Annotated in this window: 26 protein-coding genes; 12 read left to right on the forward strand and 14 right to left on the reverse strand. The window is 63.9% G+C overall.

Annotated features, from left to right (window positions below; all coding sequences use genetic code 11):
• Positions 1-14: 14 nt before the first annotated feature.
• Together rimO and RB2654_RS10625 are read left to right on the forward strand one after the other, a co-directional pair.
• Positions 15-1,382, forward strand: a complete 1,368-nt coding sequence (rimO, locus tag RB2654_RS10620) for a 30S ribosomal protein S12 methylthiotransferase RimO (RefSeq protein ID WP_008331295.1) — start codon at positions 15-17, stop codon at positions 1,380-1,382.
• A 109-nt stretch (positions 1,383-1,491) separates the two neighbouring features.
• Positions 1,492-2,130: a sulfotransferase family 2 domain-containing protein gene (locus RB2654_RS10625; RefSeq protein WP_008331296.1), complete on the forward strand. Its 639-nt coding sequence runs from the start codon at positions 1,492-1,494 to the stop codon at positions 2,128-2,130.
• Here the strand turns inward: RB2654_RS10625 and lfb1 are convergent, their stop codons facing one another.
• The 6 genes from lfb1 to RB2654_RS10655 all read right to left on the reverse strand — a co-directional run bounded on the left by lfb1 (position 2,131) and on the right by RB2654_RS10655 (position 11,350).
• Positions 2,131-2,460: an LIC10280 family protein gene (gene lfb1, locus RB2654_RS10630; RefSeq protein WP_008331297.1), complete on the reverse strand. Its 330-nt coding sequence runs from the start codon at positions 2,458-2,460 to the stop codon at positions 2,131-2,133.
• Positions 2,461-2,519: 59 nt separating this feature from the next.
• Complete coding sequence (locus RB2654_RS10635) at positions 2,520-3,923, reverse strand: L-serine ammonia-lyase (protein WP_008331298.1); 1,404 nt, start codon at positions 3,921-3,923, stop codon at positions 2,520-2,522.
• A 299-nt stretch (positions 3,924-4,222) separates the two neighbouring features.
• Entirely contained in the window at positions 4,223-7,492 is a 3,270-nt protein-coding gene (gene carB, locus RB2654_RS10640; RefSeq protein ID WP_008331300.1) for a carbamoyl-phosphate synthase large subunit, read from the reverse strand.
• A 109-nt stretch (positions 7,493-7,601) separates the two neighbouring features.
• Entirely contained in the window at positions 7,602-8,843 is a 1,242-nt protein-coding gene (locus RB2654_RS10645) for a glycosyltransferase family 87 protein (RefSeq protein WP_008331302.1), read from the reverse strand.
• Complete coding sequence (locus tag RB2654_RS10650) at positions 8,840-10,036, reverse strand: SAM-dependent methyltransferase (RefSeq protein ID WP_040884717.1); 1,197 nt, start codon at positions 10,034-10,036, stop codon at positions 8,840-8,842. Before RB2654_RS10650 ends, RB2654_RS10645 begins: the two co-directional genes overlap by 4 nt.
• A 78-nt stretch (positions 10,037-10,114) precedes the next feature.
• Positions 10,115-11,350 (reverse strand): SAM-dependent methyltransferase, encoded by a 1,236-nt coding sequence (locus RB2654_RS10655; RefSeq protein WP_008331306.1) that lies wholly within the window; start codon positions 11,348-11,350, stop codon positions 10,115-10,117.
• Positions 11,351-11,613: 263 nt separating this feature from the next.
• Here RB2654_RS10655 and aspS point away from each other — a divergent pair, with 263 nt between their 5' ends.
• Both aspS and RB2654_RS10665 read left to right on the forward strand, forming a co-directional pair.
• Positions 11,614-13,392 (forward strand): aspartate--tRNA ligase, encoded by a 1,779-nt coding sequence (gene aspS, locus RB2654_RS10660; protein ID WP_008331308.1) that lies wholly within the window; start codon positions 11,614-11,616, stop codon positions 13,390-13,392.
• A 1-nt stretch (position 13,393) separates the two neighbouring features.
• Entirely contained in the window at positions 13,394-13,903 is a 510-nt protein-coding gene (locus RB2654_RS10665; RefSeq protein WP_008331310.1) for a DUF1993 family protein, read from the forward strand.
• Between the two features lie 58 nt (positions 13,904-13,961).
• Here the strand turns inward: RB2654_RS10665 and RB2654_RS10670 are convergent, their stop codons facing one another.
• Both RB2654_RS10670 and RB2654_RS10675 read right to left on the reverse strand, forming a co-directional pair.
• Positions 13,962-14,438: a hemerythrin domain-containing protein gene (locus RB2654_RS10670; RefSeq protein WP_008331311.1), complete on the reverse strand. Its 477-nt coding sequence runs from the start codon at positions 14,436-14,438 to the stop codon at positions 13,962-13,964.
• A 140-nt stretch (positions 14,439-14,578) separates the two neighbouring features.
• Positions 14,579-14,761, reverse strand: coding sequence for a hypothetical protein (locus RB2654_RS10675; protein WP_148912455.1), 183 nt, complete (start codon positions 14,759-14,761; stop codon positions 14,579-14,581).
• 186 nt (positions 14,762-14,947) lie between these two features.
• On the opposite strand from RB2654_RS10675, the gene RB2654_RS10680 reads away from it, so the two are divergent.
• On the forward strand, positions 14,948-15,667 hold the full coding sequence (locus RB2654_RS10680; protein WP_008331315.1) for a GNAT family N-acetyltransferase: 720 nt from the start codon (positions 14,948-14,950) through the stop codon (positions 15,665-15,667).
• Here RB2654_RS10680 and RB2654_RS10685 read toward each other — a convergent pair whose 3' ends face one another.
• The gene (locus RB2654_RS10685) at positions 15,668-16,351 is read right to left on the reverse strand and encodes a response regulator (protein ID WP_008331316.1); all 684 of its coding nucleotides are present in this window, start codon (positions 16,349-16,351) and stop codon (positions 15,668-15,670) included.
• 146 nt (positions 16,352-16,497) lie between these two features.
• On the opposite strand from RB2654_RS10685, the gene mce reads away from it, so the two are divergent.
• Positions 16,498-16,902: a methylmalonyl-CoA epimerase gene (gene mce / locus RB2654_RS10690; RefSeq protein ID WP_008331319.1), complete on the forward strand. Its 405-nt coding sequence runs from the start codon at positions 16,498-16,500 to the stop codon at positions 16,900-16,902.
• Positions 16,902-17,183, forward strand: coding sequence for a DUF1467 family protein (locus RB2654_RS10695; protein WP_008331320.1), 282 nt, complete (start codon positions 16,902-16,904; stop codon positions 17,181-17,183). Before mce ends, RB2654_RS10695 begins: the two co-directional genes overlap by 1 nt.
• Here the strand turns inward: RB2654_RS10695 and RB2654_RS10700 are convergent.
• The 3 genes from RB2654_RS10700 to RB2654_RS10710 are packed head-to-tail and all read right to left on the reverse strand — an operon-like array spanning position 17,180 to position 19,209.
• Positions 17,180-17,881: a heme-dependent oxidative N-demethylase family protein gene (locus tag RB2654_RS10700; protein WP_008331322.1), complete on the reverse strand. Its 702-nt coding sequence runs from the start codon at positions 17,879-17,881 to the stop codon at positions 17,180-17,182. The two genes, RB2654_RS10695 and RB2654_RS10700, sit on opposite strands and share 4 nt — an antisense overlap.
• A gap of 54 nt (positions 17,882-17,935) precedes the next feature.
• Positions 17,936-18,634 (reverse strand): EI24 domain-containing protein, encoded by a 699-nt coding sequence (locus RB2654_RS10705; RefSeq protein WP_008331324.1) that lies wholly within the window; start codon positions 18,632-18,634, stop codon positions 17,936-17,938.
• Positions 18,631-19,209 carry a nitroreductase family protein gene (locus RB2654_RS10710; protein ID WP_040884720.1) on the reverse strand — a complete coding sequence of 193 codons (579 nt, stop codon included), beginning with the start codon at positions 19,207-19,209 and terminating at the stop codon, positions 18,631-18,633. Before RB2654_RS10710 ends, RB2654_RS10705 begins: the two co-directional genes overlap by 4 nt.
• A gap of 109 nt (positions 19,210-19,318) precedes the next feature.
• Between RB2654_RS10710 and RB2654_RS10715 the strand changes: the two genes are divergently transcribed.
• Positions 19,319-19,576, forward strand: coding sequence for a DUF167 domain-containing protein (locus tag RB2654_RS10715; protein ID WP_008331328.1), 258 nt, complete (start codon positions 19,319-19,321; stop codon positions 19,574-19,576).
• 15 nt (positions 19,577-19,591) lie between these two features.
• Here RB2654_RS10715 and RB2654_RS10720 read toward each other — a convergent pair whose 3' ends face one another.
• On the reverse strand, positions 19,592-19,849 hold the full coding sequence (locus tag RB2654_RS10720; RefSeq protein ID WP_008331330.1) for a DUF8831 family protein: 258 nt from the start codon (positions 19,847-19,849) through the stop codon (positions 19,592-19,594).
• 102 nt (positions 19,850-19,951) lie between these two features.
• Here RB2654_RS10720 and RB2654_RS10725 point away from each other — a divergent pair, with 102 nt between their 5' ends.
• The 4 genes from RB2654_RS10725 to sfsA all read left to right on the forward strand — a co-directional run bounded on the left by RB2654_RS10725 (position 19,952) and on the right by sfsA (position 22,038).
• Positions 19,952-20,212, forward strand: a complete 261-nt coding sequence (locus RB2654_RS10725; RefSeq protein WP_040884722.1) for a DUF6455 family protein — start codon at positions 19,952-19,954, stop codon at positions 20,210-20,212.
• Between the two features lie 41 nt (positions 20,213-20,253).
• Positions 20,254-20,853 (forward strand): thymidine kinase, encoded by a 600-nt coding sequence (locus RB2654_RS10730; protein ID WP_008331333.1) that lies wholly within the window; start codon positions 20,254-20,256, stop codon positions 20,851-20,853.
• Complete coding sequence (locus tag RB2654_RS10735) at positions 20,831-21,190, forward strand: hypothetical protein (protein WP_148912454.1); 360 nt, start codon at positions 20,831-20,833, stop codon at positions 21,188-21,190. The genes RB2654_RS10730 and RB2654_RS10735 overlap by 23 nt, the downstream gene beginning before the upstream one ends.
• A gap of 140 nt (positions 21,191-21,330) precedes the next feature.
• Complete coding sequence (sfsA, locus tag RB2654_RS10740; RefSeq protein WP_008331336.1) at positions 21,331-22,038, forward strand: DNA/RNA nuclease SfsA; 708 nt, start codon at positions 21,331-21,333, stop codon at positions 22,036-22,038.
• Positions 22,039-22,044: 6 nt separating this feature from the next.
• Here sfsA and RB2654_RS10745 read toward each other — a convergent pair whose 3' ends face one another.
• On the reverse strand, positions 22,045-22,680 hold the full coding sequence (locus RB2654_RS10745; protein ID WP_008331337.1) for a hypothetical protein: 636 nt from the start codon (positions 22,678-22,680) through the stop codon (positions 22,045-22,047).
• Positions 22,681-22,693: the final 13 nt, after the last annotated feature.

The raw sequence follows: 22,693 nt of genomic DNA on the forward strand, positions 1-22,693 counted from the left end.
CGTATATCCCGCTGATGTCCACGAACCCGCCCGATCTTCGCCCCGACCTCGCCCGTGCCGTGCTGCGCGAAGACTCGCGCCCCGGCCAGCCCAAAATCGGCATGGTCAGCCTTGGCTGCCCCAAGGCGCTGGTGGACAGCGAACGCATCCTGACCCGCCTGCGGGCCGAGGGCTATGCGATCAGCCCGGATTACGCGGGCGCGGATGCGGTCATCGTGAACACCTGCGGATTTCTCGACAGCGCCAAGGCCGAAAGCCTTGAGGCGATTGGCGAGGCGCTGAACCGGAACGGGCGGGTGCTGGTCACCGGCTGTCTCGGCGCCGACCCTGAGTATATCACCGGCGCGCACCCGAGCGTTCTGGCGGTCACCGGCCCGCACCAGTACGAGCAGGTTCTGGATGCGGTGCACAAGGCCGTCCCGCCTCAGCCCGACCCGTTCGTCGATCTGCTGCCCGCGACCGGGGTGACGCTGACCCCGCGCCACTACAGCTATCTGAAGATTTCCGAGGGCTGTAACCACGCCTGCAAGTTCTGCATCATCCCGGACATGCGCGGCAAACTCCAATCGCGCCCGGCCCATGCGATCGTGCGCGAGGCCGAGAAACTGGTCGAGGCGGGGGTCAAGGAACTCCTCGTCATATCGCAGGATACATCCGCCTACGGGCTCGACCTGAAATACGCCGAAGAGCGGGGACACCGCGCCCATATCACCGACCTCGCCCGCGATCTGGGGTCGCTCGGGGCTTGGGTGCGGCTTCACTATGTCTACCCCTACCCGCATGTGCGCGAGCTGATCCCGCTGATGGCCGAGGGGCTGATCCTGCCCTATCTCGACATTCCGTTCCAACATGCCGACACGGGCGTCCTGAAACGCATGGCACGGCCAGCGGCGGCGGCGCGCACGCTGGACGAGATCGCGGCGTGGCGCGAGATCTGCCCCGACATTTCGCTCCGCTCCACGTTCATCGTGGGCTATCCCGGCGAAACCGAGGACGAGTTTCAGGTGCTGCTCGACTGGATGGACGAGGCGCAACTCGACCGTGTCGGGTGTTTCCAGTACGAAAACGTCGATGGCGCGCGGTCGAACGCCCTGCCGGACCATGTGCCGGACGAGGTGAAGGAAGAGCGCTGGCATCGGTTCATGGAGAAAGCACAGGCGATTTCCGAGGCGAAGCTCGCCGCCAAGGTGGGCAAGACCATCGAGGTCATCGTGGACGAGGTCGAGGAAGACGCCGCCACCTGCCGCACCAAGGCCGACGCGCCGGAGATCGACGGCTGCCTGTTCATCGACGAAGGCCACGAAGACCTGAAACCGGGCCAGATCGTTTCGGTCGTCGTGGACGAGGCGGGCGAATACGATCTGTGGGGGCGGCTGGCCTGAGCCAGCTCCGCGCCCTGAAACAATACCCCGATTTCTGTCCGATTTAGTCCAGAACGCGCCTTAATCCCCGCTTAACCGTGTTTGCGAAGGGAAAGACGAGGATCATCCGATGGTGGATTTCGAGGAGTTCGAGCTGGCCTATGCGCCGGTGCCGAAAGCGGGCAGCACGGTGGTCAAGACCGCTCTGGCGACGCTTGGCAAGACCCTGCCCGAGGCCGACGATCCGGCCTGGGTCCACAATCACATGCCGACCCGCCGCTTCAATTCCGAGACCTTCGCCCGCTCGGCCGACTTCTGGCGGTTCACCGTCATCCGCGACCCGATCGAGCGCCTGCTTGCCGTCTATACGGACCTGATCCTCGGGCGTGACGTGCTCGCCTATGCCGCCGATGTGCGGCGGGGCCGGATCGACATGCCGACGCGGCCCGACCCGGACTTTTTCTTCCAGAACCTCGACCGCTATCGCGCGGCCTCCTTCGCGATCAAACATCACGCGATGAAACAGATGGTGTTCACCGGACCCGACCTTGGCGCCTATGACCACATCTACGATGCAGGCCGGCTTGGCGACGTGGTGTCCGATCTGTCCTGCATGACCGGGCGGCGCATCACGCTCCCGCCGCCCGCGCAGGTCGTGTCACACGAGCCGCTCAAGATGCGCGATCTCAAGCCCGAAACCCGTGCCATCATCCGGGCCGAGGCGGCGGCGGATTACGAGGCGTTCTCGGGGTTTCTCGTCGCCGCGTAGTCAGCGCGGGATGAGCTTGTCGAGCGCGGTGCCGTCCGCCCATGTCCCGTGCAACTCGCCGTCCGGCATGATGACGTAGACCAGCGGGGCCGAACTGCCCCAATCGATCGTCACGACATCGCCGCTCAACGGCCCCTGCCCGGTGTAGGTCTGCCCCCCGATGGTCCAGCGGATCGAAACGAACCCATCCTCCTGCACCAGTTCGGCCGCACCGGAATAGGCGCTGCCATCCGGGTTGCGCCCTTGGGCGGTGTAGCTGCCCGTGACGTCGGCGGCAGCGAGGCTGGCGATCAGCGCAAAGGGCGCGGCGAGAACAAGTCGAGGGATCATGGCATGGCTCCTTGGAAATACGCGTCCAAGGGTAGCAGTGCGCCGGGGTCTGGCAAGCCTCAGCACTCCGGCAGGTTGACCGCGATACCGCCCTGCGAGGTTTCCTTGTAGCGCACGTCCATGTCGCGGCCCGTCTCCATCATCACGCGGATGCAATTGTCGAGCGGCAGGATGTGTTCGCCGTCCGAGCGCAGGGCGAGGGAAGCCGCGGACACCGCTTTGATCGCGCCCATCGCATTGCGTTCGATGCACGGCACCTGAACAAGGCCCTTGGCCGGGTCGCAGGTCATGCCGAGGTGATGTTCCAGCGCGATTTCGGCTGCGTTTTCAATCTGTTCGTTCGTGCCCCCAAGGGCCGCACACAGACCGGCGGCGGCCATGGCAGAGGCCGATCCGACCTCGCCCTGACAGCCGACCTCGGCCCCTGAAATCGAAGCGTTGGCCTTGATAAGCCCCCCGATGGCGGCGGCGGTCAGCAGGAAGTCCCGCCGCTTTTCATCCGTCACCTCGTCCGCCATGTGATCGCGCCAGTAGCGCAGCACGGCCGGGAGCGTGCCGGCGGCACCGTTCGTGGGCGAGGTCACGACCCGGCCCCCGGCGGCGTTTTCCTCGTTCACCGCCATGGCGTAGGCCGAAATCCAGTCGTTCACCACATGCGGGGCGTTGCGGTTGGAGAATTTCGTCGCGGTCAGTTCGTCGTGCAGCTTCTTCGCCCGGCGCTTCACGTTCAGACCGCCCGGCAGAATGCCCTCGTTCGCGAAGCCCCGGTCGATGCAGTCCATCATAGCGTCCGCCAGCGCGTCGAGGCCCGCGTCGAGATCGGCGATCCCGTTCGCCTCTTCGTTGGCGCGCTTCATCTGGGCGATCGTCAGCCCCGCGCGCTTGCCCATGGTGAGCATCTGGGCGGCGGAGCCGAAGGGATAGGGATAGCCCAGCGCGCGTTTCCGGTCGGACAGCGAGGTGGAGTGTTCGGCGGTGAGTTCGGCCTCGGTCATGACGAAACCGCCGCCGACCGAGAAATAGGCGGTGGTCATGTAAGGGTTTCCCGCCCCGTCGAAGACCCGGAAGATCATGCCGTTGGCGTGGTGTTCGAGCGGCGGGCCGAAGTCGAATTCGACGTCGGATTCAGGGTCAAACCTGAGCGGCGGCAGGCCCTCGGGGGTGAGGCTTCGCGACTTGGCGAGTTGCGCAATCAGCGCGTCGCCCCGGTCCGGGTTCATCGTCTCGGGCCGCTCGCCGAGCAGGCCCAGGATCACCGCACGATCCGTATGGTGCCCCTTGCCCGTCCAGGCGAGCGAGCCGTGCAGGCTGACGCGAAGACCGGCCATGTCGCCCGCGCCCGGGATGCGTTCGTCGCTCCGCAGGGCGTCGAGAAAGCGGACAGCGGCCACCATCGGGCCCATCGTGTGAGAAGACGAGGGGCCGATGCCGCGTTTGAAGATGTCGAATACCGAGATGAACATGGGGCAAGCATAACGGGACGGGCGCGGCGTGACAGGAGGGGCGCGACATCCGCTCAGGATAAACCGACATTTTGGGTGTGCGGCGTGGGGGGCGCGGTGGAAAGGCGTGGGGTGCGGGCGGTCTGGTTCAGGATACTAGAATACTAGGATTCTAGTATCCTAGTGCGAATGAAAACTTTTACTTTCAATGATTTGAGTCACTCTCCGACCGCGAATTCGTTAACGCCGCGCATTCAGGCACGAAAAAAGGGCAGCCCGTTCAAGGCCGCCCCTTTTGCGTTTTCCCGACTTGATCGGCGTCAAGCGCTTTGCAGCGCCTCCACCTCCAACTCGCCCTCGAGCCGCGATTGCATCGCGCGGGCCGCCGCGTGGCTTGCCGCCGCCGTGGTGAAGTAGGGGATCTTGTCGTAAAGCGCGACCGAACGCATGGTGCGGCTGTCCTCGACCGCCTGCGCGCCCTCGGTGGTGTTCATCACAAGCTGGACGAGGCCATCCTTCATGATGTCGACGATGGTGCGCCCGCCTTCGTATTGCTTGCGCACGACCTCGGTTTCGATGCCCGCGTCGTTCAGGAACTTGGCGGTGCCGGAGGTGGCCATGATGGTGAAGCCCATGTCGCGCAGGATTTGGGCGGTCTCGACCATTTCTTCGGTCTTGTCGGCGTCTTTGATCGAAAAGAACACGGTGCCCTCGGTGGGCAGCATCGTGCCCGCGCCAAGCTGCGCCTTGAGGAAAGCGCGGGCAAAGCTCTTGTCCGACCCCATCACCTCGCCGGTCGAGCGCATTTCGGGGCCAAGCAGCGTGTCGACGCCGGGGAAGCGGGCGAAGGGCAGGACCGCTTCTTTCACCGCATATTTGTCGATCAGCGGGTCGATCAGGTCGAATTTGTCCAGTGTCTCGCCCGCCATCACGCGCGCCGCGATCGAGGCGATGGGCGAGTTCACGGCTTTCGCCACGAAAGGCACGGTCCGCGAGGCTCGGGGGTTCACTTCGATGAGGTAGATCTCCCCATCCTTTACTGCGAACTGGACGTTCATCAGACCGACGACGCCAAGCTCCAGCGCGAGCGCCTCGGACTGAGCCTTGAGCCCGTCGATGATCTCGTCGGACAGGGAATAGGGCGGCAGCGAACAGGCGCTATCGCCGGAGTGGACGCCCGCCTCTTCGATGTGTTGCATGATGCCGGCGACGTGCACGGTCTTGCCGTCACACAGCGCGTCGACGTCGATCTCGACCGCGCCGGACAGGTAGCTGTCGAGCAGCACCGGGCTGTCACCGGACACGACCACTGCGTCACGGATATATCGCTTGAGCCCGTCCATATCGCGCACGATTTCCATGGCGCGACCGCCCAGAACGTAGGACGGGCGGATCACCAGCGGGAAACCGATGCTTTCGGCGATCTCAAGGGCTTCCTCATCCGAATGGGCGATGCCGTTCTTCGGCTGCTTCAGGTCCAGCTTGTTCACGAGGTCTTGGAACCGCTCGCGGTCTTCGGCGCGGTCGATGGCGTCCGGCGAGGTGCCGAGGATCGGGATACCCGCCGCTGACAGGTCGTTCGCGAGTTTCAGCGGGGTCTGGCCGCCGAACTGGACGATGACACCGTGAAGTGTCCCGGCTTCCTGCTCGACGCGCAGGATTTCCATGACATGCTCGAAGGTGAGCGGCTCGAAGTACAGGCGGTCCGAGGTGTCGTAGTCGGTCGAAACCGTCTCGGGGTTACAGTTGACCATGATGGTCTCGTAACCCGCATCGGTCAGGCTGAAACAGGCGTGACAGCAGCAGTAATCGAACTCGATCCCCTGCCCGATCCGGTTCGGACCACCGCCGAGGATGACGACCTTCTTGCGGTCCGAGGGGCGCGCTTCGCATTCGACCTCGCCCATCATCGGGACTTCGTAGGTCGAATACATATAGGGCGTCTGCGCTTCGAATTCGGCGGCGCAGGTGTCGATCCGCTTGAACACGGCGTTGACGCCGAGGTTTTGGCGGGCGCGGCGCACCTGACCTTCGTCGCGGCCCGTGAGGATCGCGAGGCGGGCGTCGGAGAAGCCCATCATCTTGAGCGCGCGCAGCCCCTCTTCCGTCACCGGGAGGCCGTCGTGGCGCACACGATCCTCGGCCTCGACGATTTCGCGGATACGGGCAAGGAACCACGGGTCGAACTGGGTGACGCCGAAAATCTCGTCATCCGACAGGCCGTGGCGCATCGCTTGCGCGATGGTGCGCATCCGGTCGGGGGTCTTTTTCGATAGCGCCGCGATGACGGCGGCCTTGTCCGGCGCGCCCTCGATTTCGACCTCGTCGAAACCGGTGAGGCCCGACTCCATCGACGCGAGTGCCTTTTGCAGCGATTCGTGGATCGTACGGCCGATCGCCATCGCCTCGCCCACCGATTTCATCGCGGTGGTCAGCGCCGGCTCGGAGCCGGGGAATTTCTCGAAGGCGAATTTCGGGATTTTGGTGACGACATAATCGATGGTCGGCTCGAACGACGCGGGCGTGACCTTGGTGATGTCGTTGTCGAGCTCGTCCAGCGTATAGCCGACGGCCAGTTTCGCGGCGATCTTGGCGATGGGAAAGCCCGTGGCTTTCGACGCCAGCGCGGACGAGCGCGACACGCGCGGGTTCATCTCGATCACGACCATCCGGCCGTTTTCCGGGTTCACCGCCCATTGGACGTTGGAGCCGCCGGTTTCCACCCCGATCTCGCGCAGCACGTTGATCGAGTGCGTGCGCATGATCTGGTATTCCTTGTCGGTCAGCGTGAGCGCGGGCGCGACGGTGATGGAATCGCCGGTGTGGACGCCCATCGGGTCCACGTTTTCGATGGCGCAGACGATGATGGCGTTGTCGGCCTTGTCGCGCACGACCTCCATCTCGAACTCTTTCCAGCCGAGGAGCGACTCGTCGACGAGGATCTGGTTCACCGGCGAGGCATCCATCCCCGAGCGGCAGTAATAGATGTATTCCTCGCGGTTATAGGCGATGCCGCCCCCGGTGCCGCCCAAGGTAAAGGCCGGGCGGATGATCGCGGGCAGGCCGATTTCCTCGAGCGTTTCGAGCGCGATCTGAACGCCTTTTTCGAGGTCGGCCTTGCCGTCGGCTTTCTTGGGCGCGGTGACGATGGTGGCGCGCGGGTTCTCGATGCCCAGACGATCCATCGCCTCGCGGAAGAGCTTGCGATCTTCCGCCATTTCAATGGCTTCACGCTTGGCGCCGATCAGTTCAACGCCGTGTTCTTCGAGCACGCCCATGTCGGCAAGCGCCAGAGCGGTGTTCAGCCCGGTCTGCCCGCCCATCGTAGGCAGAAGCGCGTCGGGCTTTTCCTTGGCGATGATCTTGGCGACGATCTCGGGCGTGATCGGTTCGATGTAGGTGGCGTCGGCCAGACCCGGATCGGTCATGATCGTCGCCGGGTTCGAGTTCACGAGGATGACGCGGTAACCCTCTTCGCGCAGCGCCTTGCAGGCTTGCGCCCCGGAGTAATCGAATTCGCAGGCTTGCCCGATAATGATGGGGCCCGCGCCGATAATCATGATGGACTGGATGTCGGTTCTTTTCGGCATGACGTCACCTCGGCAAAGGGCCAGCGGCGCCCGGGTGGCCCGGTCCGCAAATTGTCGTGGGTTATAGACACGAGGCGTTCGGGGGCAAGGGGGGTTTCTTGAAAATCCCCTATGGGTTCGCTTCGCGCCGGGCCGCAAGCACCACGAAGCCCAGCATGACGAGCGTCGCGCCGGTGTTGAGCAGGACGGGGAGCAGGCCAATGCCGCGCGTATCGCCGAAATAGATGAACACCGGCAGGCTGAGGGGCAGTGCGATCAGGGCGATTCCGAGGATCGCGATGCGCCGCGGGAGGACTTCGATCAGGCCCGGTAACAGGATCAACGGCAAGATCAGGTAGTGGACCCAGCCCAGCGGATTGGCGAGCAACGTAATGAGGACGAGGCCCATGAGCCCGGTCCAGAGCCTGAGCCGAAGGGCGAGATTGCGGGTTCCCCACCAGAGCGCCGCCGTGGCCGCGATCAGAAAGCCACGGGTCAGCCAGGCGATCCACGCGGTTTCCGGCACCATGTGGGGCCGCACGGTCAGGTCGCCCTCGCCCGTCAGCATATAGCGGGCATAGTAGAACGCCTGTTCGAGCGACACGTTGAGCGGACTGATGAGAATCTGCGCCTCGATTGCGGCCAGTTTGGCGACGAGTTCGGGGTGCAGCACCCATCCGGCGGTGCCGATGGAGGCGAGGAACAGGACAGCCATGAAAACGGCGAAGCTGGCGAGCGCCGTCCACCGCTTCTCCATGATGAAGATGAGCGCCAGCAGCACGGGCGAGATTTTGGCCATCGCCGCCAGCGCGAGGAACCCACCAGCAAGGATGTCGCGTTTCTCGGCCAGCGCCACGAACGAGGCGAGGATGAAGGCCGAGACGATCACCTGCGGCTGACCGAACCAGAACGCCATGTACCCCGGCGCGGTCGCGATCATCAGCGCGAAGGACAGGAGCGCCCAGCCCACCGGGCCGATCTGGATCGGGCGCATCAGCCGCCAGGCGAGCCACACCATCCAAACCGTCGCGGCAGCGTTCAGCACCAGCGAAATGTCGAAAAAGACCTGAGCGCCGACCGAGGTGGCGGCAGGCGCAAGTGCGGCGGCCCAGAGCGGCGGGTAGAGATAGGGCGTGAACTGCGGGGCCGAGAACCCCTCCCCCTGCGCCCAGTTCATCCACTCGACCGGCGGGTCGGTCAGGAAGGGGCGCGGCCCCGCGTCATAAACCAAAGCGGGTAGGCCTTCGCCGAAGGACCGCGCGGCATAGTAGATCGCGGACAGGTCGATCTTCCACGACCCCCAGTTCAGCATGACGATGGCGACGGCCCAGACCCCGGCGATCAGCGCGGCAATCAGGGCGTCACGGGTCATGGATAAAGATACTCGCGATTGGTCGGAACGGCGTGCTGATTATGTGCCAGTTGGAACTGGAAGATGACAAGCCCAAGCTCAGAGAAACTCATCTCGGAAGCCGTCAGGTAATAACGCCACATGCGGACGAACCTGTCGTCGAACATCTCGCGCACAGTGTCCACGTGCTCCTCGAACAGCGCCTTCCACGCCTGCATGGTGCGGATGTAGTGGTCGCGCCAGACCTCGATATCCGTTGGCAGCAGGTCGGTTTTCTCGACGACCGACATGACTTCGGACATGGCCGGGATATAGCCGCCGGGGAAGATATACTTGTGAATGAAGGGCGAGGTTTGGCCAGGCGGCGTGGTGCGCCCGATGGTGTGGACCAGCGCGACGCCGTCCGGGGCCAGCACCTTGGAAATCTGATTCATGAAGACCGGGTATTGCGGCTGGCCCACGTGTTCCATCATGCCGACCACGACGACGCGGTCGAAGGTTCCGTCTAGATGGCGGTAATCCATCAGGCGGAAATCGGTCTTGTCCGCGACGCCTGCGGCCTCGGCGCGCCTTTCGGCTTCGGCCAGCTGCTCTTTCGACAGCGTCACGCCCGTGACCTGCGCGCCGAAGGTCTTGGCCAAGTGGATCGACAGCCCGCCCCAGCCGGACCCGATGTCCAGCACGCGCATCCCCGGCTCGATCAGCAGCTTTTTCCCGATGTGGTCCATCTTGGCGATCTGGGCCGCGTCGATGTCCATGTCCGGTTCGCGGAAATAGCCGCAGGTATATTGCAGGTTCTGATCGAGGAAGAGTTTGTAAAGTTCGGTCGGCAGGTCGTAATGCACTTCGACGTTGCGCTTGGCGACCGAAAGCGGGTTGTGCTGGGCGATCCGTCGCAGCCCGGTGCGCGCGCCCGCCGCCGCCGCCGAGAACCGGCCCGACCCGTTTTTGCGCACGTTGCGCGAAATGAGGCGCAGAAAGCCGGTGAGATCGTCGTCATCGACGGTCAGCCCACCTTCCATATACCCCTCGCCCAGCGCGAGTTCGGGGTTCTGCATCAGGCGCTTCATGAGCCCGGCATCGGTGATGCGCAGATGGACAGGTGTGCCGGTGGCATCGCCGTAGCGTTCGCGCACCCCGTCGGGCCATGAAATGGTCAGGTCACCGTCGGTGACGAGGCGCTGAACCATGCGCCTGAGCATACCTGCAAACATTGATTGTCCCGCTCGCGTCTGTCTGTCGGCGTGCACCTTAGACGCGAGTGGGCACAGGTAAAAGCGGTTAACGGGCGGTTATTCAGCCGCCTTCGCGTAAGCGTCCTTGTCCGACACCTCGCCCTCGTAAGGATACAGATAATCGCGTGTGATCGGCGCCGCAGTGAAGGTTTTCCCGATTTGCACCTGATAGACGAGGAGCGATCCATCGCGGAACGCCGCCTCCATCGCCAGCAGGTAGTAGCGCCACATCCGCACGAAGCGGTCGTCGTATAGCGCGCGGGCCTTGTCGGCTTTTTCCATGAAACGGTCGTGCCAGTGACCGAGCGTCTTGGAATAATGCGTGCGCAGCACCTCGATATCCTGAAGGACGAGGTAGTGTTTGTCGATCGGCGCGACCATTTCGGACAGCGCCGGAGAATAGCCGCCGGGGAAGATGTATTTCACCATCCACGGGTCGGAGTAATTCGGCGGCCCCACATGCCCGATGGTGTGGATCAGCGCGAGGCCGTCATCCTTGAGCAGATCCTTCACCTTGCCGAAATACTGGTCGTAATAGGGGACGCCCACATGCTCGAACATGCCGACCGACACGATCCGGTCGAACGACTCGGTCACGTCGCGGTAATCCTGAAGCCGGATGTCGATCCGGTCGGACAGCCCCGCATCTTGGGCGCGTTTCACCGCGATGGCGTGCTGTTCCTTCGACAGCGTCACACCGACCACATGCGCGCCGTAGTCGCGTGCGAGCGTCAGCGCCATGCCGCCCCAGCCGCAGCCGATGTCGAGCACTTTCATGCCCGGTTCGATCCGCAGCTTGTGCGCGATGTGATGCTTCTTCGCCTCCTGCGCCTCGTCCAGCGTCATGTCGGGCCGGGCGAAATAGGCGCAGCTATACTGGCGGTCGGCATCGAGGAAGAGATCGTAAAGCTCACCGGACAGATCATAGTGATGCGACACGTTCGAGCGCGACTTGAGCAGACTGTTGGACTGCGCGAGCTTGCGGAACATCTGCTTGGTGACATCCAGCGGCTTCTGGAACCACGGCCGCTCGGCCTTGTAGATCGCCGGGATCGCGACGGCGAAGAACCCGCGCAGATCGTCGATTTCGATCCGGCCGTCCATATAGCCTTCGCCAATGGCAAGCTCGGGGTTCAACACCAAGTCCTTGATGATGCCTTTGTCGCGGACCCGCACATGCGTTTCCGGCGAACCCGACCCGTACCGGTGCGACGTGCCGTCGGGCATCGTGACGTGAAGTGTGCCATGCCGGAAAAAATGTTTCAGCATGACGTCAAGCAAAGCAGTCCACATAGCAGGCTCCCTGATTGGCCGGCGCCTTTCCCGCCGGCTTCCCAAATCGCGTGTCTGCTCTTTCCCGCAACGGTTCCGTCGTCGGGAAAGATCCCACCCGAAACGCCGCCTCACACGTTAATGTTTGGCAAAAATGTCTGTTCTGTAAAGGTTCCTTTGCGCACAAAGGTTCCCACTCCGGTGCATTTCCCCCTGTCGGGCTTGACTTCACCCCCGCCGCAAGGTGTATCGGCCCGGACTGAAATCGACCCCGAGGGACCATCATGCACGCCTATCGCAGCCACACCTGTGCCGATCTGACCAAGGCCAACGTGGGCGATACCATCCGCCTGTCGGGCTGGGTGCATCGCGTGCGCGACCACGGCGGCGTCCTGTTCATCGACCTGCGCGACCATTACGGCGTGACGCAGATTCTGGCCGATGAGGACAGCCCGGTTTTTGCCGAGGTCGAGAAACTCCGCTCGGAATACTGTATCCGCATCGACGGCAAGGTTCTGGCGCGTGACGACAGCCTCGTGAACCCGAAGCTGCCGACCGGCGAGATCGAAGTGTTCATTCAGGACATGGAAGTGCTGGGCGCCGCGCAGGAACTGCCGCTCATGGTGTTCGGCGATCAGGAATATCCTGAAGAAACCCGCCTGCGTTATCGTTACCTCGACCTGCGCCGCGAGGAGATGCAGCGCAATATCACGCTGCGCTCGGACGTGATCGCGTCGATGCGCAAGCGGATGTGGGATCAGGGCTTCCGCGAATACCAGACGCCGATCATCACGGCCTCCTCGCCCGAAGGCGCGCGCGACTTCCTCGTGCCCTCGCGCCTGCACCCCGGCAAGTTCTATGCTCTGCCGCAGGCGCCGCAGCTGTTCAAACAGCTCATCATGGTGTCGGGCTTCGACAAGTATTTCCAGATCGCGCCGTGCTTCCGCGACGAAGACCCGCGCGCCGACCGCTCGCCCACCGACTTCTACCAGCTCGACCTCGAAATGAGTTTCGTCGAGCAGCAGGATATTTTCGACACGATCCAGCCGGTCATTCAGGGCGTGTTCGAAGAGTTCGGCGGTGGCCGCAAGGTCGACACGACGTGGGAGCAGATCAGCTACGCCGACTCGGCGCTGTGGTATGGCACCGACAAGCCGGACCTGCGCAACCCGATCAAGATGCAGGTCGTCAGCGAACATTTCGCAGGGTCGGGCTTCGCGATCTTCGCGAAACTGCTTGAACAGGACGGGACCGAAATTCGCGCGATCCCGGCGCCCGGTGGCGGCAGCCGCAAATTCTGCGACCGGATGAACGCGTTCGCGCAGAAAGAGGGCCTGCCGGGGATGGGCTATATCTTCTGGCGTGACGGCGACAACGGCATGGAAGCCGCAGGGCCACTCGCCAAGAACATCGGTCCGGAGCGTACCGAGGCGATCCGCCAGCAGCTTGGCCTTGGCGTCGGAGATGCGGCGTTCTTCCTCGGCGGCAAGCCCGAAAGCTTCGAACGCGTGGCAGGCAAGGCGCGCACCGTGATCGGTGAAGAGCTTGGCCTCACCGATATGGACCGTTTCGCCTTCGCGTGGATCGTCGACTTCCCGATGTACGAGAATGACGAGGAAACCGGCGACATCGATTTCTCGCACAACCCGTTCTCGATGCCGCAGAACCTCGACGATCTCGACGGCGATCCGCTGGCGGTGCTGGGCTATCAATACGACCTCGCCTGCAACGGCTATGAGCTGATTTCGGGTGCGATCCGCAACCACAAGCGCGAGGTCATGTTCCGCGTGTTCGAGAAAGCCGGTTACGGGCAGGACGAGGTGCTGAAACGCTTCGGCGGTCTCGCCACTGCGTTCCAATACGGCGCCCCGCCGCACGGGGGCTGTGCCGCCGGGATCGACCGGATCGTCATGCTGCTCGCCGACGAGGCGAACATCCGTGAGGTCATGATGTTCCCCATGAACCAGCGCGCCGAAGACCTGATGATGGACGCGCCGTCTGAGCCGACGAACGAGCAGCTTCGCGAATTGTCGCTGCGCGTCATCGAGCAGCCGAAAGACTGACATGGCGGCACCGGCGCTTTATCAGGCTTCGGTGCCGGTTTTCCTGCACTACCTCGAACAGGCGCGCGGGCTGGTGTCCGCTTGTCGCGGGCGACCGGAACTGCTGGAGGGAAAGCTCGCCCCGGATATGTTTTCGGCGGCCCAGCAATTCGCGACGGCGGCTGGCTTTTCGCTGCGCGGGACCTTTCCGCTGATCGGTGAGCCGGTGCCGGAGTTCCCGAGCGCGGCAATGGATCGTGAGGGCATTCTGACCCGGATCGATTTCGCGCATGAGCGGCTGGTGACGATGGACCCGGCGGCGTTCGAGGGGGCCGAAGCGCGGCGCATCAGGCACCTTGCAGGGTTCGCGGATCTCGACCAGCGCGGGGCGGATTACCTGAACCTGTTCGCGATACCCAATTTCATGTTCCACCTGTCGATCGGGTTCGCGGTGCTCAGGCAGGGCGGCATGGACATCGGCAAGGCGGATTTCGACGGGCTGCACGACTATCCGCCGGGGTTCCGGTTCTGAAACGAGAAACGCCCGCGGCAATGCGCGGGCGTCTCCGATTGAAGTGCACCTTTAGACCTCAATCCTCGAGGTGGTCCTCTTTTTTCTTCTGGACCAGCCCGAGTTCCTTTTCCTTGCGATCAAGGAAACGCTGGCCGTAGGCGTCGTTATCTTCTTCGCCGACGACCTTTTTCGCGCGGGTGAAGACCTCGTCTTCTTCCTCTTCCATGTGATGCTCGTAGTCGTGCTTGAGCGTCTTGAAGCGGGTCAGCCAGCCGGGCGACGACATGTCCATCTCGTTCAGCTCTTCCACGATTTCGTCCATCTCGTGATGTTCCGCGACCGAGTGGCGGGCGGCGTCCTGTCCCCAGGTCTCGGCCATGAGCTTGGAGTAGAATTCTTCTTCTTCGGCGGCGGAGTGGCTTTTGATGTCGCAATAGAACGCGTTCCACGCCTTGCGGCGTTCCGGGCTGTCGCCTTCGGTATTGGCGATTTTATCCAGCAGGTCGCGGTGCTTTTCATGGTCCGCGATGATGGCGTCGTAGATCGAGGGCATGGCTCGTCCTTTACGTGGCTGATCGTCGTTGGGCGGATAACGCGATCGCGCGCAGGCGGGTTCCCGATTGCGACGTTACGAAACGAAAAACGGCGCGACCTTTTTCAAGCCGCGCCGCCGTCCCTCGAATTTTCGTGCTGTCAGCCGGCCATCTGCTCCACGATCGCCGGGACGTCCGCTTCGGACGAAACCGTGTCGGGGCCATGCGACAGCGTCAGTGCAATCGACGTGACCATCAACGCCAGACCCGTGAACAGAACGGCCCAGTCCACAAGGGCGTTGCCTTCTTTCTGGTTGGTGAAGCGTTCGAACACGTTTTGCATCATTCTCTCCTGACCATGGCGGACGCGGTGCCTGTGAACCACCTTGTCCGTCTGTATCGTCAACCTGCCGCCCGATTGGGGCAGAAATGCGCAACCCCGGTGCCGCAATTGGCACGCTTTGGGGGATTTACAGGGGCAGTCATTCCACAATACCCCTTAGAAAATGGTTAATATTCCAAGGGTTTCATGGCTGACGAAAAGAACCTGGGGCGCGAGGTCACCGGTTGGACCGCACCGCCCCGCCCGGACGGGCTGACAATGAACGGGCGGTTCGTGTCGCTCGAACCTCTGGACGCGGCAAGACATGCCGCCGACCTGTTTCGGGCCTTCGACGGCCATGATGAGTTGTGGGACTACATGCCCGTCGGCCCCTTCGCCTCGTCGTCGTCCTTTCATCGGTGGATGCGCGACGCGACCGCGCAGAACGATCCGTATTTCTTCGCGATCCGCGACGTTCAGCGCGGCAAGTGGGTCGGGTTCTGCTCGCTCTTGCGAATATCGCCCGAGGCCGGGTCGATCGAGGTCGGGTTCATCACCTTCTCGCCGGAGCTTCAACGCACGCCCGCCGCGACCGAAACCATGTTCCTGCTGATGCAATGGGCGTTCGAGGCCGGTTATCGGCGCTATGAATGGAAGTGCAACGCGCTGAACCTCGCCTCGCGCCGTGCCGCCCAGCGGCTCGGGTTCAGCTACGAGGGCGTGTTCCGGCAGCACATGGTGGTGAAGGGGCGCAATCGCGACACGGCGTGGTTCGCGGTGATCGACAGCGAATGGCCCGCCTTGAAAGAGGCGTTCGGTGTCTGGTTGAACCCGGCCAATTTCGACCGTGACGGTCGGCAGAAGGAACGTCTGGCCGATCTGACCGCGCTTGTTCGGGTGGCCTCCGACCCGGCCCTCAGGCGCTGATCAGCCCTCGGCCACGCCAAGACGTCTGCGCAGCAGCGCCTCGACCTCGTCGATCCGGTCCTCCCGGATCGCTTCGACCGCTGCGGTCAGTTCCCCGTCATGGGCTGAGAGGGCCAGCCCGTGCAGGAAATGCGCGAGATAGTCGTAGTCTTCACGCGACCGCGCGGCCGCGAGCAGGTCACAGGCGTTCAGAATGTCCTCGTCCAGCACGGCATCGTCCGGGTGCACTTCGTCCGACGGCACCATGCGCAAGCCCATGGGGCGATCCGCCTCGGGCAGCGCGTTCAGAACGGCGATCTGGAACGCGCCGAGTCCTTTGACCGGCTTGGCCAGAAACCCATCGGCACCGGCAGCGCGGGCCGTGTCTTCGCCATCCGGTTCGCCGGACAGGCCGAGGATCACCGGCACGCGCGGCATCGCGGTGTCGAGTTCGCGGATCAAGTCTTCGCCCGACCCGTCGGGCAGGCCAAGGTCCACGATCACGACACTCGGGCGGTAGACCTTGAGGTGGCGACGCGCCGAGGTCAGGCAATCGGCCCGGCGCACCCGCGCCCCGGAATGAACGCAGAGCAGGCGCAATGCCTCGGACGCGAAACGGCTGTCCTCGACCACGAGCACGGTCATCCCCGACAACGGCTTGGCGGCCGTGGGTTTCGGCTGAACGGGAAACAGATCATCGAGCATGGCGCCCTCCTTACACCCGACAGTCACGCATTGATTCGGTGAACAGGCGGTTAACACGAAGGTCTGATGCGACGTTTTCGCCGGAGCCTTGCGCGCCCTGCGGCCCTTGGGCATAAGCGGAACCGACGCTTACGAGGGAGAGAGACATGATCGGACGCCTGAATCACGTGGCCATCGCCGTGCCGGATCTGGACGCCGCCGCGGCGCAGTATCGCGGCACGCTGGGCGCGACCGTGCGCGATCCGCAGGACGAGCCGGACCACGGCGTGACGGTCGTGTTCATCGAATTGCCGAACACCAAGATCGAATTGCTCTACCCGTTGGGCGAAGACAGCCCGATCAAGGGGTTTTTGGAAAAGAACCCGTCGGGCGGCATCCATCACATGTGCTACGAGGTCGACGATATCCTTGCCGCCCGCGACAAGCTGAAAGCCGACGGCGCGCGCGTGCTGGGCAGCGGCGAACCCAAGATCGGCGCCCACGGCAAGCCGGTGCTGTTCCTGCATCCCAAAGACTTCAACGGCTGCCTGATCGAGCTGGAGCAGGTCTGATGTCCATCACCGGCAGTGCCGTCCTTCTCGTCGTGATCTGGTTCATGACCCTGTTCATCGTCCTGCCGATCATCATGCGCACGCAGGCCGAGGACGGTGACGTGGTGCCCGGCACGCATGAGGGTGCGCCGTCGAACTTCCGCCTCGGTCGCACGATGCTGATGACCACGCTTTTCGCCGTTCCGATCTGGATCGGCGTCGTGGCGATCATCCTGTCGGGGATCGTGACCGTCGATATGCTCGACTGGAACAACTACCTTGGCGAGCGGGTGCCGAACTAGGCCCGCACCAGATAGGTGTGAATCGAAAACACCACCGCATCGGTTTCGGGCAGACGCACGAGGATCTGACGTTCGCGGCGGCGGAACCGGCGCGGCTCGCCGGGCGGTTCCGGCGTGAACTCCGGCTTGGGGTTGTGCAGGTCACCGACAAGGTAGGACAGGTTGTTCCAGCGCACGAGCGGCTGACCCACGCGCACGCAGTCGAACAGCCGCTGGACCCGTTTCGCCATTCCGTCATCATAGGCTTCGACCGGCGTATGAATGGCGGTGAGGGGTCGCCCGATCTTTTGCGCCAGCGTCCAGCGTGAGGGAAAGCAGATCACCCCGCCTGCGAGCCAGTGTTCGGACTCGCCCGCGACCATGATCGCGAAATCCTCCTGACAGAGCCGCCCCAGGGTGGCGAGCGGGTCGGACTTGTCGACGGTGACGGTCACGCCATCGGGACGGTCGTATGTGTCGCCGTTGATCCCGAGTTCGTGGCACACGACCTCCAGCACCTCGCGCGCTGGCGCCGCCCCTTCCGGGCGTAGCGCGATCACGTCATCGCGCCGGTGCAGGACCAAGTCATCCCGCAGGGCCATCTGCTCGGCGAAGCGTTCGTCGCGGCGCAGCCAGTCACCCGCGGCAAGGGGCCGGGTTCCGGGCAACGGGTGCGATACCGCGTCTGCGGGCATCGAGTCGTGAAGGATTTCGCTCATACCGGCAGTTTGGGCGCTTCGGGGCCGGATGCAACCGGCGCGAAACGCCGAATGTCAGCCAGCGGCGCGGCCCGTCACACGGTGATACAGGTGCGTGAAGGTCGCGGCCCCCATGACCGGGATCAAAAGGTTCAGGATCGGCACGGTGAGCGGGATCGCCATGAGGATACCGGCGAGCCAGACCTGACCGTTGAACTTGCGGCGAAGCTGGTTGGCCCCGGCCCTGCCCTCACGCCGCATGGCGGCGAGTTGGAAATACTCGCGACCCAGCAGATAGCCGTTCACCACCCAAAACAGAACCGGCGCGAGCGGGCCGATGAAGAACGACAGCCCGAAGGCGAGGATGCCGAGCAAAATGGTGACGAGGATCAGGCTCGCCGCATCGCGCAACCCGTCGAGGATGGTCACGTCATGGGCGGGCGGAAGGTTCGGATAGTGTCTCTGTTCGACCGCATCCGCCACCTCGTCGAGGAAGATGCCCATGAACGCGATGGACACGGGCGTCATCAGGAAAGGCGACAGGATCACCATGAGGCCCACGATGGCCCAGCTTGCCACCGAGTCGAGCCAAGCGACCTCGCCCACGAAGGGAAGTGTGACGACTTCGGGCAGGAAAAGCCCCGCCACCCAGACGAGCGCGACGGTGATGACCGCGAGGAGCGCGATGGTCAGGCCGATGCCCAGAAGCAGGACTTTACGGAAGCGGCGGTCGCCAAGCTGGCCCAGCGCCTTGAAGAAATCGTCGAGAATCATGCGTCCACCCAAGCCACGATGTTGGACAGGTCCGGGCGCGGGCGATCCGGCGGCGCGCTGGTCTCCGTGCCGATATGGATGAAGCCCGCGATGCTTTCATGCGCGGCGAGGCCGAGACCCGATTGAACAAACTCGGCGTCGTGGCTGGGCCAGCCGGAAAGCCAGTTGGCGCCCCAACCGGCGGCCAAAGCGGCGTTCAGCAGCGACAGGCAGACGGCGCCCGCGGAATAGCGTTGCTCGACCTCGGGCACCTTGGGGCTTTCGACCGGGGAATAGACGACGGCGACGGCCAGATCGGCATCGGCGAACTGGCGATAGGATTTCTCGATCTTATCGGGCTCGATGCCCAGCGCGGCCCCGCGCGGGCCGACCGCATCGGCAAGACGGGTCAGCGCGGGCTTGCCCAGCACGATGAAACGCCAAGGCTCCAGCTTGCCGTGATCGGGCGTCCGAGCGGCGGCGGTCAGAATCGGAATGAGCTCTTCGCGATCCGGCACGGGGCCGGTCAGCGTCTTGGCCGGGCGGGAGCGGCGCGTCAGCAGAAAATCGAGCGCCGCCGGGTTCTTGTCTGGCATGAAGGTCTCCTGTCCGTCCCGGTGCATGTCGGCACTTTTCACGTCCACGTCAACAGCACGGGCGAAAATGGGCTGTTGTCCCGCGTCCTCGGATCGGGGATGAGACGGCATGAAGAAGGGTGAACTGGCTTATCTGGCGGTGCCGGGGTCCGAACTGACCGTGCGCGTGACGCCGAAAGCGTCGCGCAACGCCGTGTCGGTGGATGAGGACGGGCACCTGAAGGTCAGCGTGACCACGGTGCCGGAGGACGGCAAGGCGACGGCGGCGGTGGTGAAGCTGCTGGCCCATGCGCTCGGCGTCGCCAAGTCGGATCTGACGCTGGTGCGCGGCGCCACGTCACGCGACAAGGTGTTTCGGATCGACTGAACGTCGGGCGCACACCTAGCGTTGAACGTCCTCGGTCCGGGCCAGCCGATAGACGCCTTCGGGCAGGTCGAGCGCGGCCGCGAGATCCTGCAACTGCGCCATGGACAGCGTGACGACCTGCACCCTGTCCGTCGTCGGTTCGAGTTGTTCGATCGTGACGCAATCCTCGAAGGCGTTGATCGTGACGTCTTCTTTCAGATGCGAGACGCCCTCTTCCCCCTCGTCCACGAGGGTGATGACGGTCGCGTCGAAGTCGTGTTCGATTGTAAACATGGCTTCAGCCTACGCCCCTTGCCGGGATTTGCCAGCCCGATTTGTCATGGATCAAGGTTAGTGAGTGGCGAATCCGCATGATCGGCGGTGGAGGACATTGTTATGAGAGATTATCTGGACCGCCCCCGCACACCCAGCGCCATGGCCCGCATGGCCGAAACTCTGAGCCTCGACCTTGGGGTCGAATACGACGCGCATATCGTGACTCGCCGCCAGCTTGACCGTGCGGTCGAGCGGTGCAAGTCCTGCAACGATCCGGACGGCTGCGCGATGTGGCTGGACGACCATTCCGGCGGCGCCCGCGAAGCCCCGAACCTGTGCCCGAACAAGCCGCTCTTCGACCATATGCGCGGGGGCTGGTAAGCGCGCTTGAACGCCGGGGGCCTGCGGGCTAATCCGATCTCATGGCGAAGCTTTACTTCCACTACTCCACGATGAACGCGGGGAAATCGACGCTGCTCTTGCAGGCGTCGCACAATTACCGCGAACGGGGAATGGACACCTACCTCATCACCGCGCGTTTCGACAATCGGGCGGGCGAGGGCCAGATCGGGTCGCGCATCGGGATCGGCTCCGACGCGGACACGTTCGAGACGGGCGAGGATCTGTTCGCCAAGATCGAGGCACGACTGGCGCAGGGCCACATCGCTTGCGTGTTCATCGACGAAGCGCAGTTCCTGTCGGAAGATCAGGTCTGGCAACTGGCCCGCGTGGTCGACGATCTGCGCGTGCCCATCATGTGCTACGGCCTGCGCGTCGATTTTCAGGGCAATCTCTTTCCCGGCTCCGCCGCCCTTCTCGCCCTCGCCGACGAGATGCGCGAAGTGCGCACGATCTGTCACTGCGGGAAGAAGGCGACGATGGTCATCCGGCAGGATGGCGAGGGCAACGTGCTGACCGCGGGCGCACAGGTGCAGATCGGCGGCAACGAAAGCTACGTCAGCCTGTGTCGCAAGCACTGGCGCGAGGCGGTGGGCGACCGTGAACCCTCTCGCCCTCGTTAGGCGCCTCGTCGGTCTCGGCGCAATGGGCGTCGTCGGGCTGATCGGCGCGAAATCCTGGCTCGACAAGGAACGCGCCGAGTTGCGGCTGGAGTATTACCGGGAATTGTCCGAATACCATGCGGCGGCCACGCTGGGCGGCTGCACGCGGCGCGATGCGGTCATCGACATCGCGATGGCGCAGGGCTGGCAGGTGCGCGAGGCGAAAGGCGCCTGCGGGGCCGTGGATGGCCTGCGCCTGATCCCTGACGCGCCGACCCCGTGGCGGCGGGGCGCGCCGGGGTTTCTGGTCGGGTTCGACGGACACGGTTGTCAGATCGCGGTGGATTGCGGCGAGTAAAGGATGTCGCCGGGCTGTGCCCGGCGACCCGGTTGGGGGCTCTGCCCCCAAACCCCCGAGGTTTCCTGAAACAGAGAAGAAGAACGGTCGCGTAATCAACCCGACCTTGTGTCCTACGTGCCTTCGGTCCAGAAGGATTCATGAACTTCCCGACGACCCTGATCCCCGCCACACTCGTCAAGCGATACAAACGGTTCCTCGCCGATTGCCTGCTCGCGGACGGGACCGAGGTGACCGCCCATTGCGCCAATCCCGGCTCGATGATGGGGCTGGCGGAACCGGGGAGCCGGATCTGGCTGGAACCCAACGACGATCCGAAGAAGAAGCTGAAATACGGCTGGCGGCTGGTCGAGCACGACACGGGGCATTTCACCGGGGTCGATACGTCGCTCCCCAATCGGATGCTGAAGGCCGCGCTGATGGCGGGCGATGTGCCGGAACTGGTCGCGCCGATGGTGCGGGCCGAGGTGAAATACGGGCAGAACAGCCGGGTCGATTTCCTGCTGACCGGCGCGGGGCCCGATACTTATGTCGAGGTCAAATCCGTCACCCTGTTGCGGGAACCGGGGATTGCCGAGTTTCCCGACAGCGTGACGGCGCGTGGCGCCAAACACATGGCGGATCTGGCCGAGATGGCGCGATCCGGGCACCGGGCGGTGATCTTTTACCTCGTCCAGCGCACCGATGCGCGCGAGGTGACGATCGCGGGGGACATCGACCCGACCTATGCCGACGCCGTGCGGTCCGCGCTGGAGGCCGGGGTCGAGCCGCTCGCCTATGGCTGTCGGATCACGCCCGGCGGTGTCACGCTTGGAAAACGGCTCCCGTTCACGCCACCTTGGGCCTAGCGCCGATCAACCCTCCGGCGCGGCGATGGCGAAGTCGGTGCCGTAGTCCGCGGTCGTCACCCTGACGTAGTCCTTCGGCTCCGGCGCCCAGCTTTCCATGAGGTTGTGTTCTTCGTTGATGGCCATTCGCCCGGTTTCCGGGTCGATATAGAGCACCTGATCGCTTTCCCACCACGACTGACCGCCCGCCGTTTCGGTGCGCACGCGATAGGCATAGCGCAGGAGCGTTCGTCCCTCGACCTCGACCTCACCGTCGCATCTCGCCTCGGTGATGCTGGCGGCGGAGGATGCGTTCATGTCGCGGGCGAATTCCATCGCGTCATAAGGATTGTCCGACCCGGTATCGGTCCACGGCCCGTCCCACGACGAGCCGTCGTAGAAATCCTGCCCCCAGAGCAGCATGAACCGGCCATCCGGGAAGGCGGAAATCACCTGATCGGGGGCCTGCCACCGCGCGGTGACGACGATCTGTTCGGTGCCGTCCGGCATCCGGTTGAACGTCACTTCCTGATGCTGGATGTCGAAGGCCGGGTCGAACACCCCGCCGTCTTCGAGATACATCGCCTTTACCTCGTCCAGACAGGCATCGGCCAAAAGCGGCGTTGCGGCCAGCAAGACGGGCGAAAGCAGGAAAATGCGCATGGGATTCCTCTGA

It is taken from the genome of Maritimibacter alkaliphilus HTCC2654, from assembly GCF_000152805.1.
GTDB classification, from domain to species: Bacteria; Pseudomonadota; Alphaproteobacteria; order Rhodobacterales; family Rhodobacteraceae; genus Maritimibacter; species Maritimibacter alkaliphilus.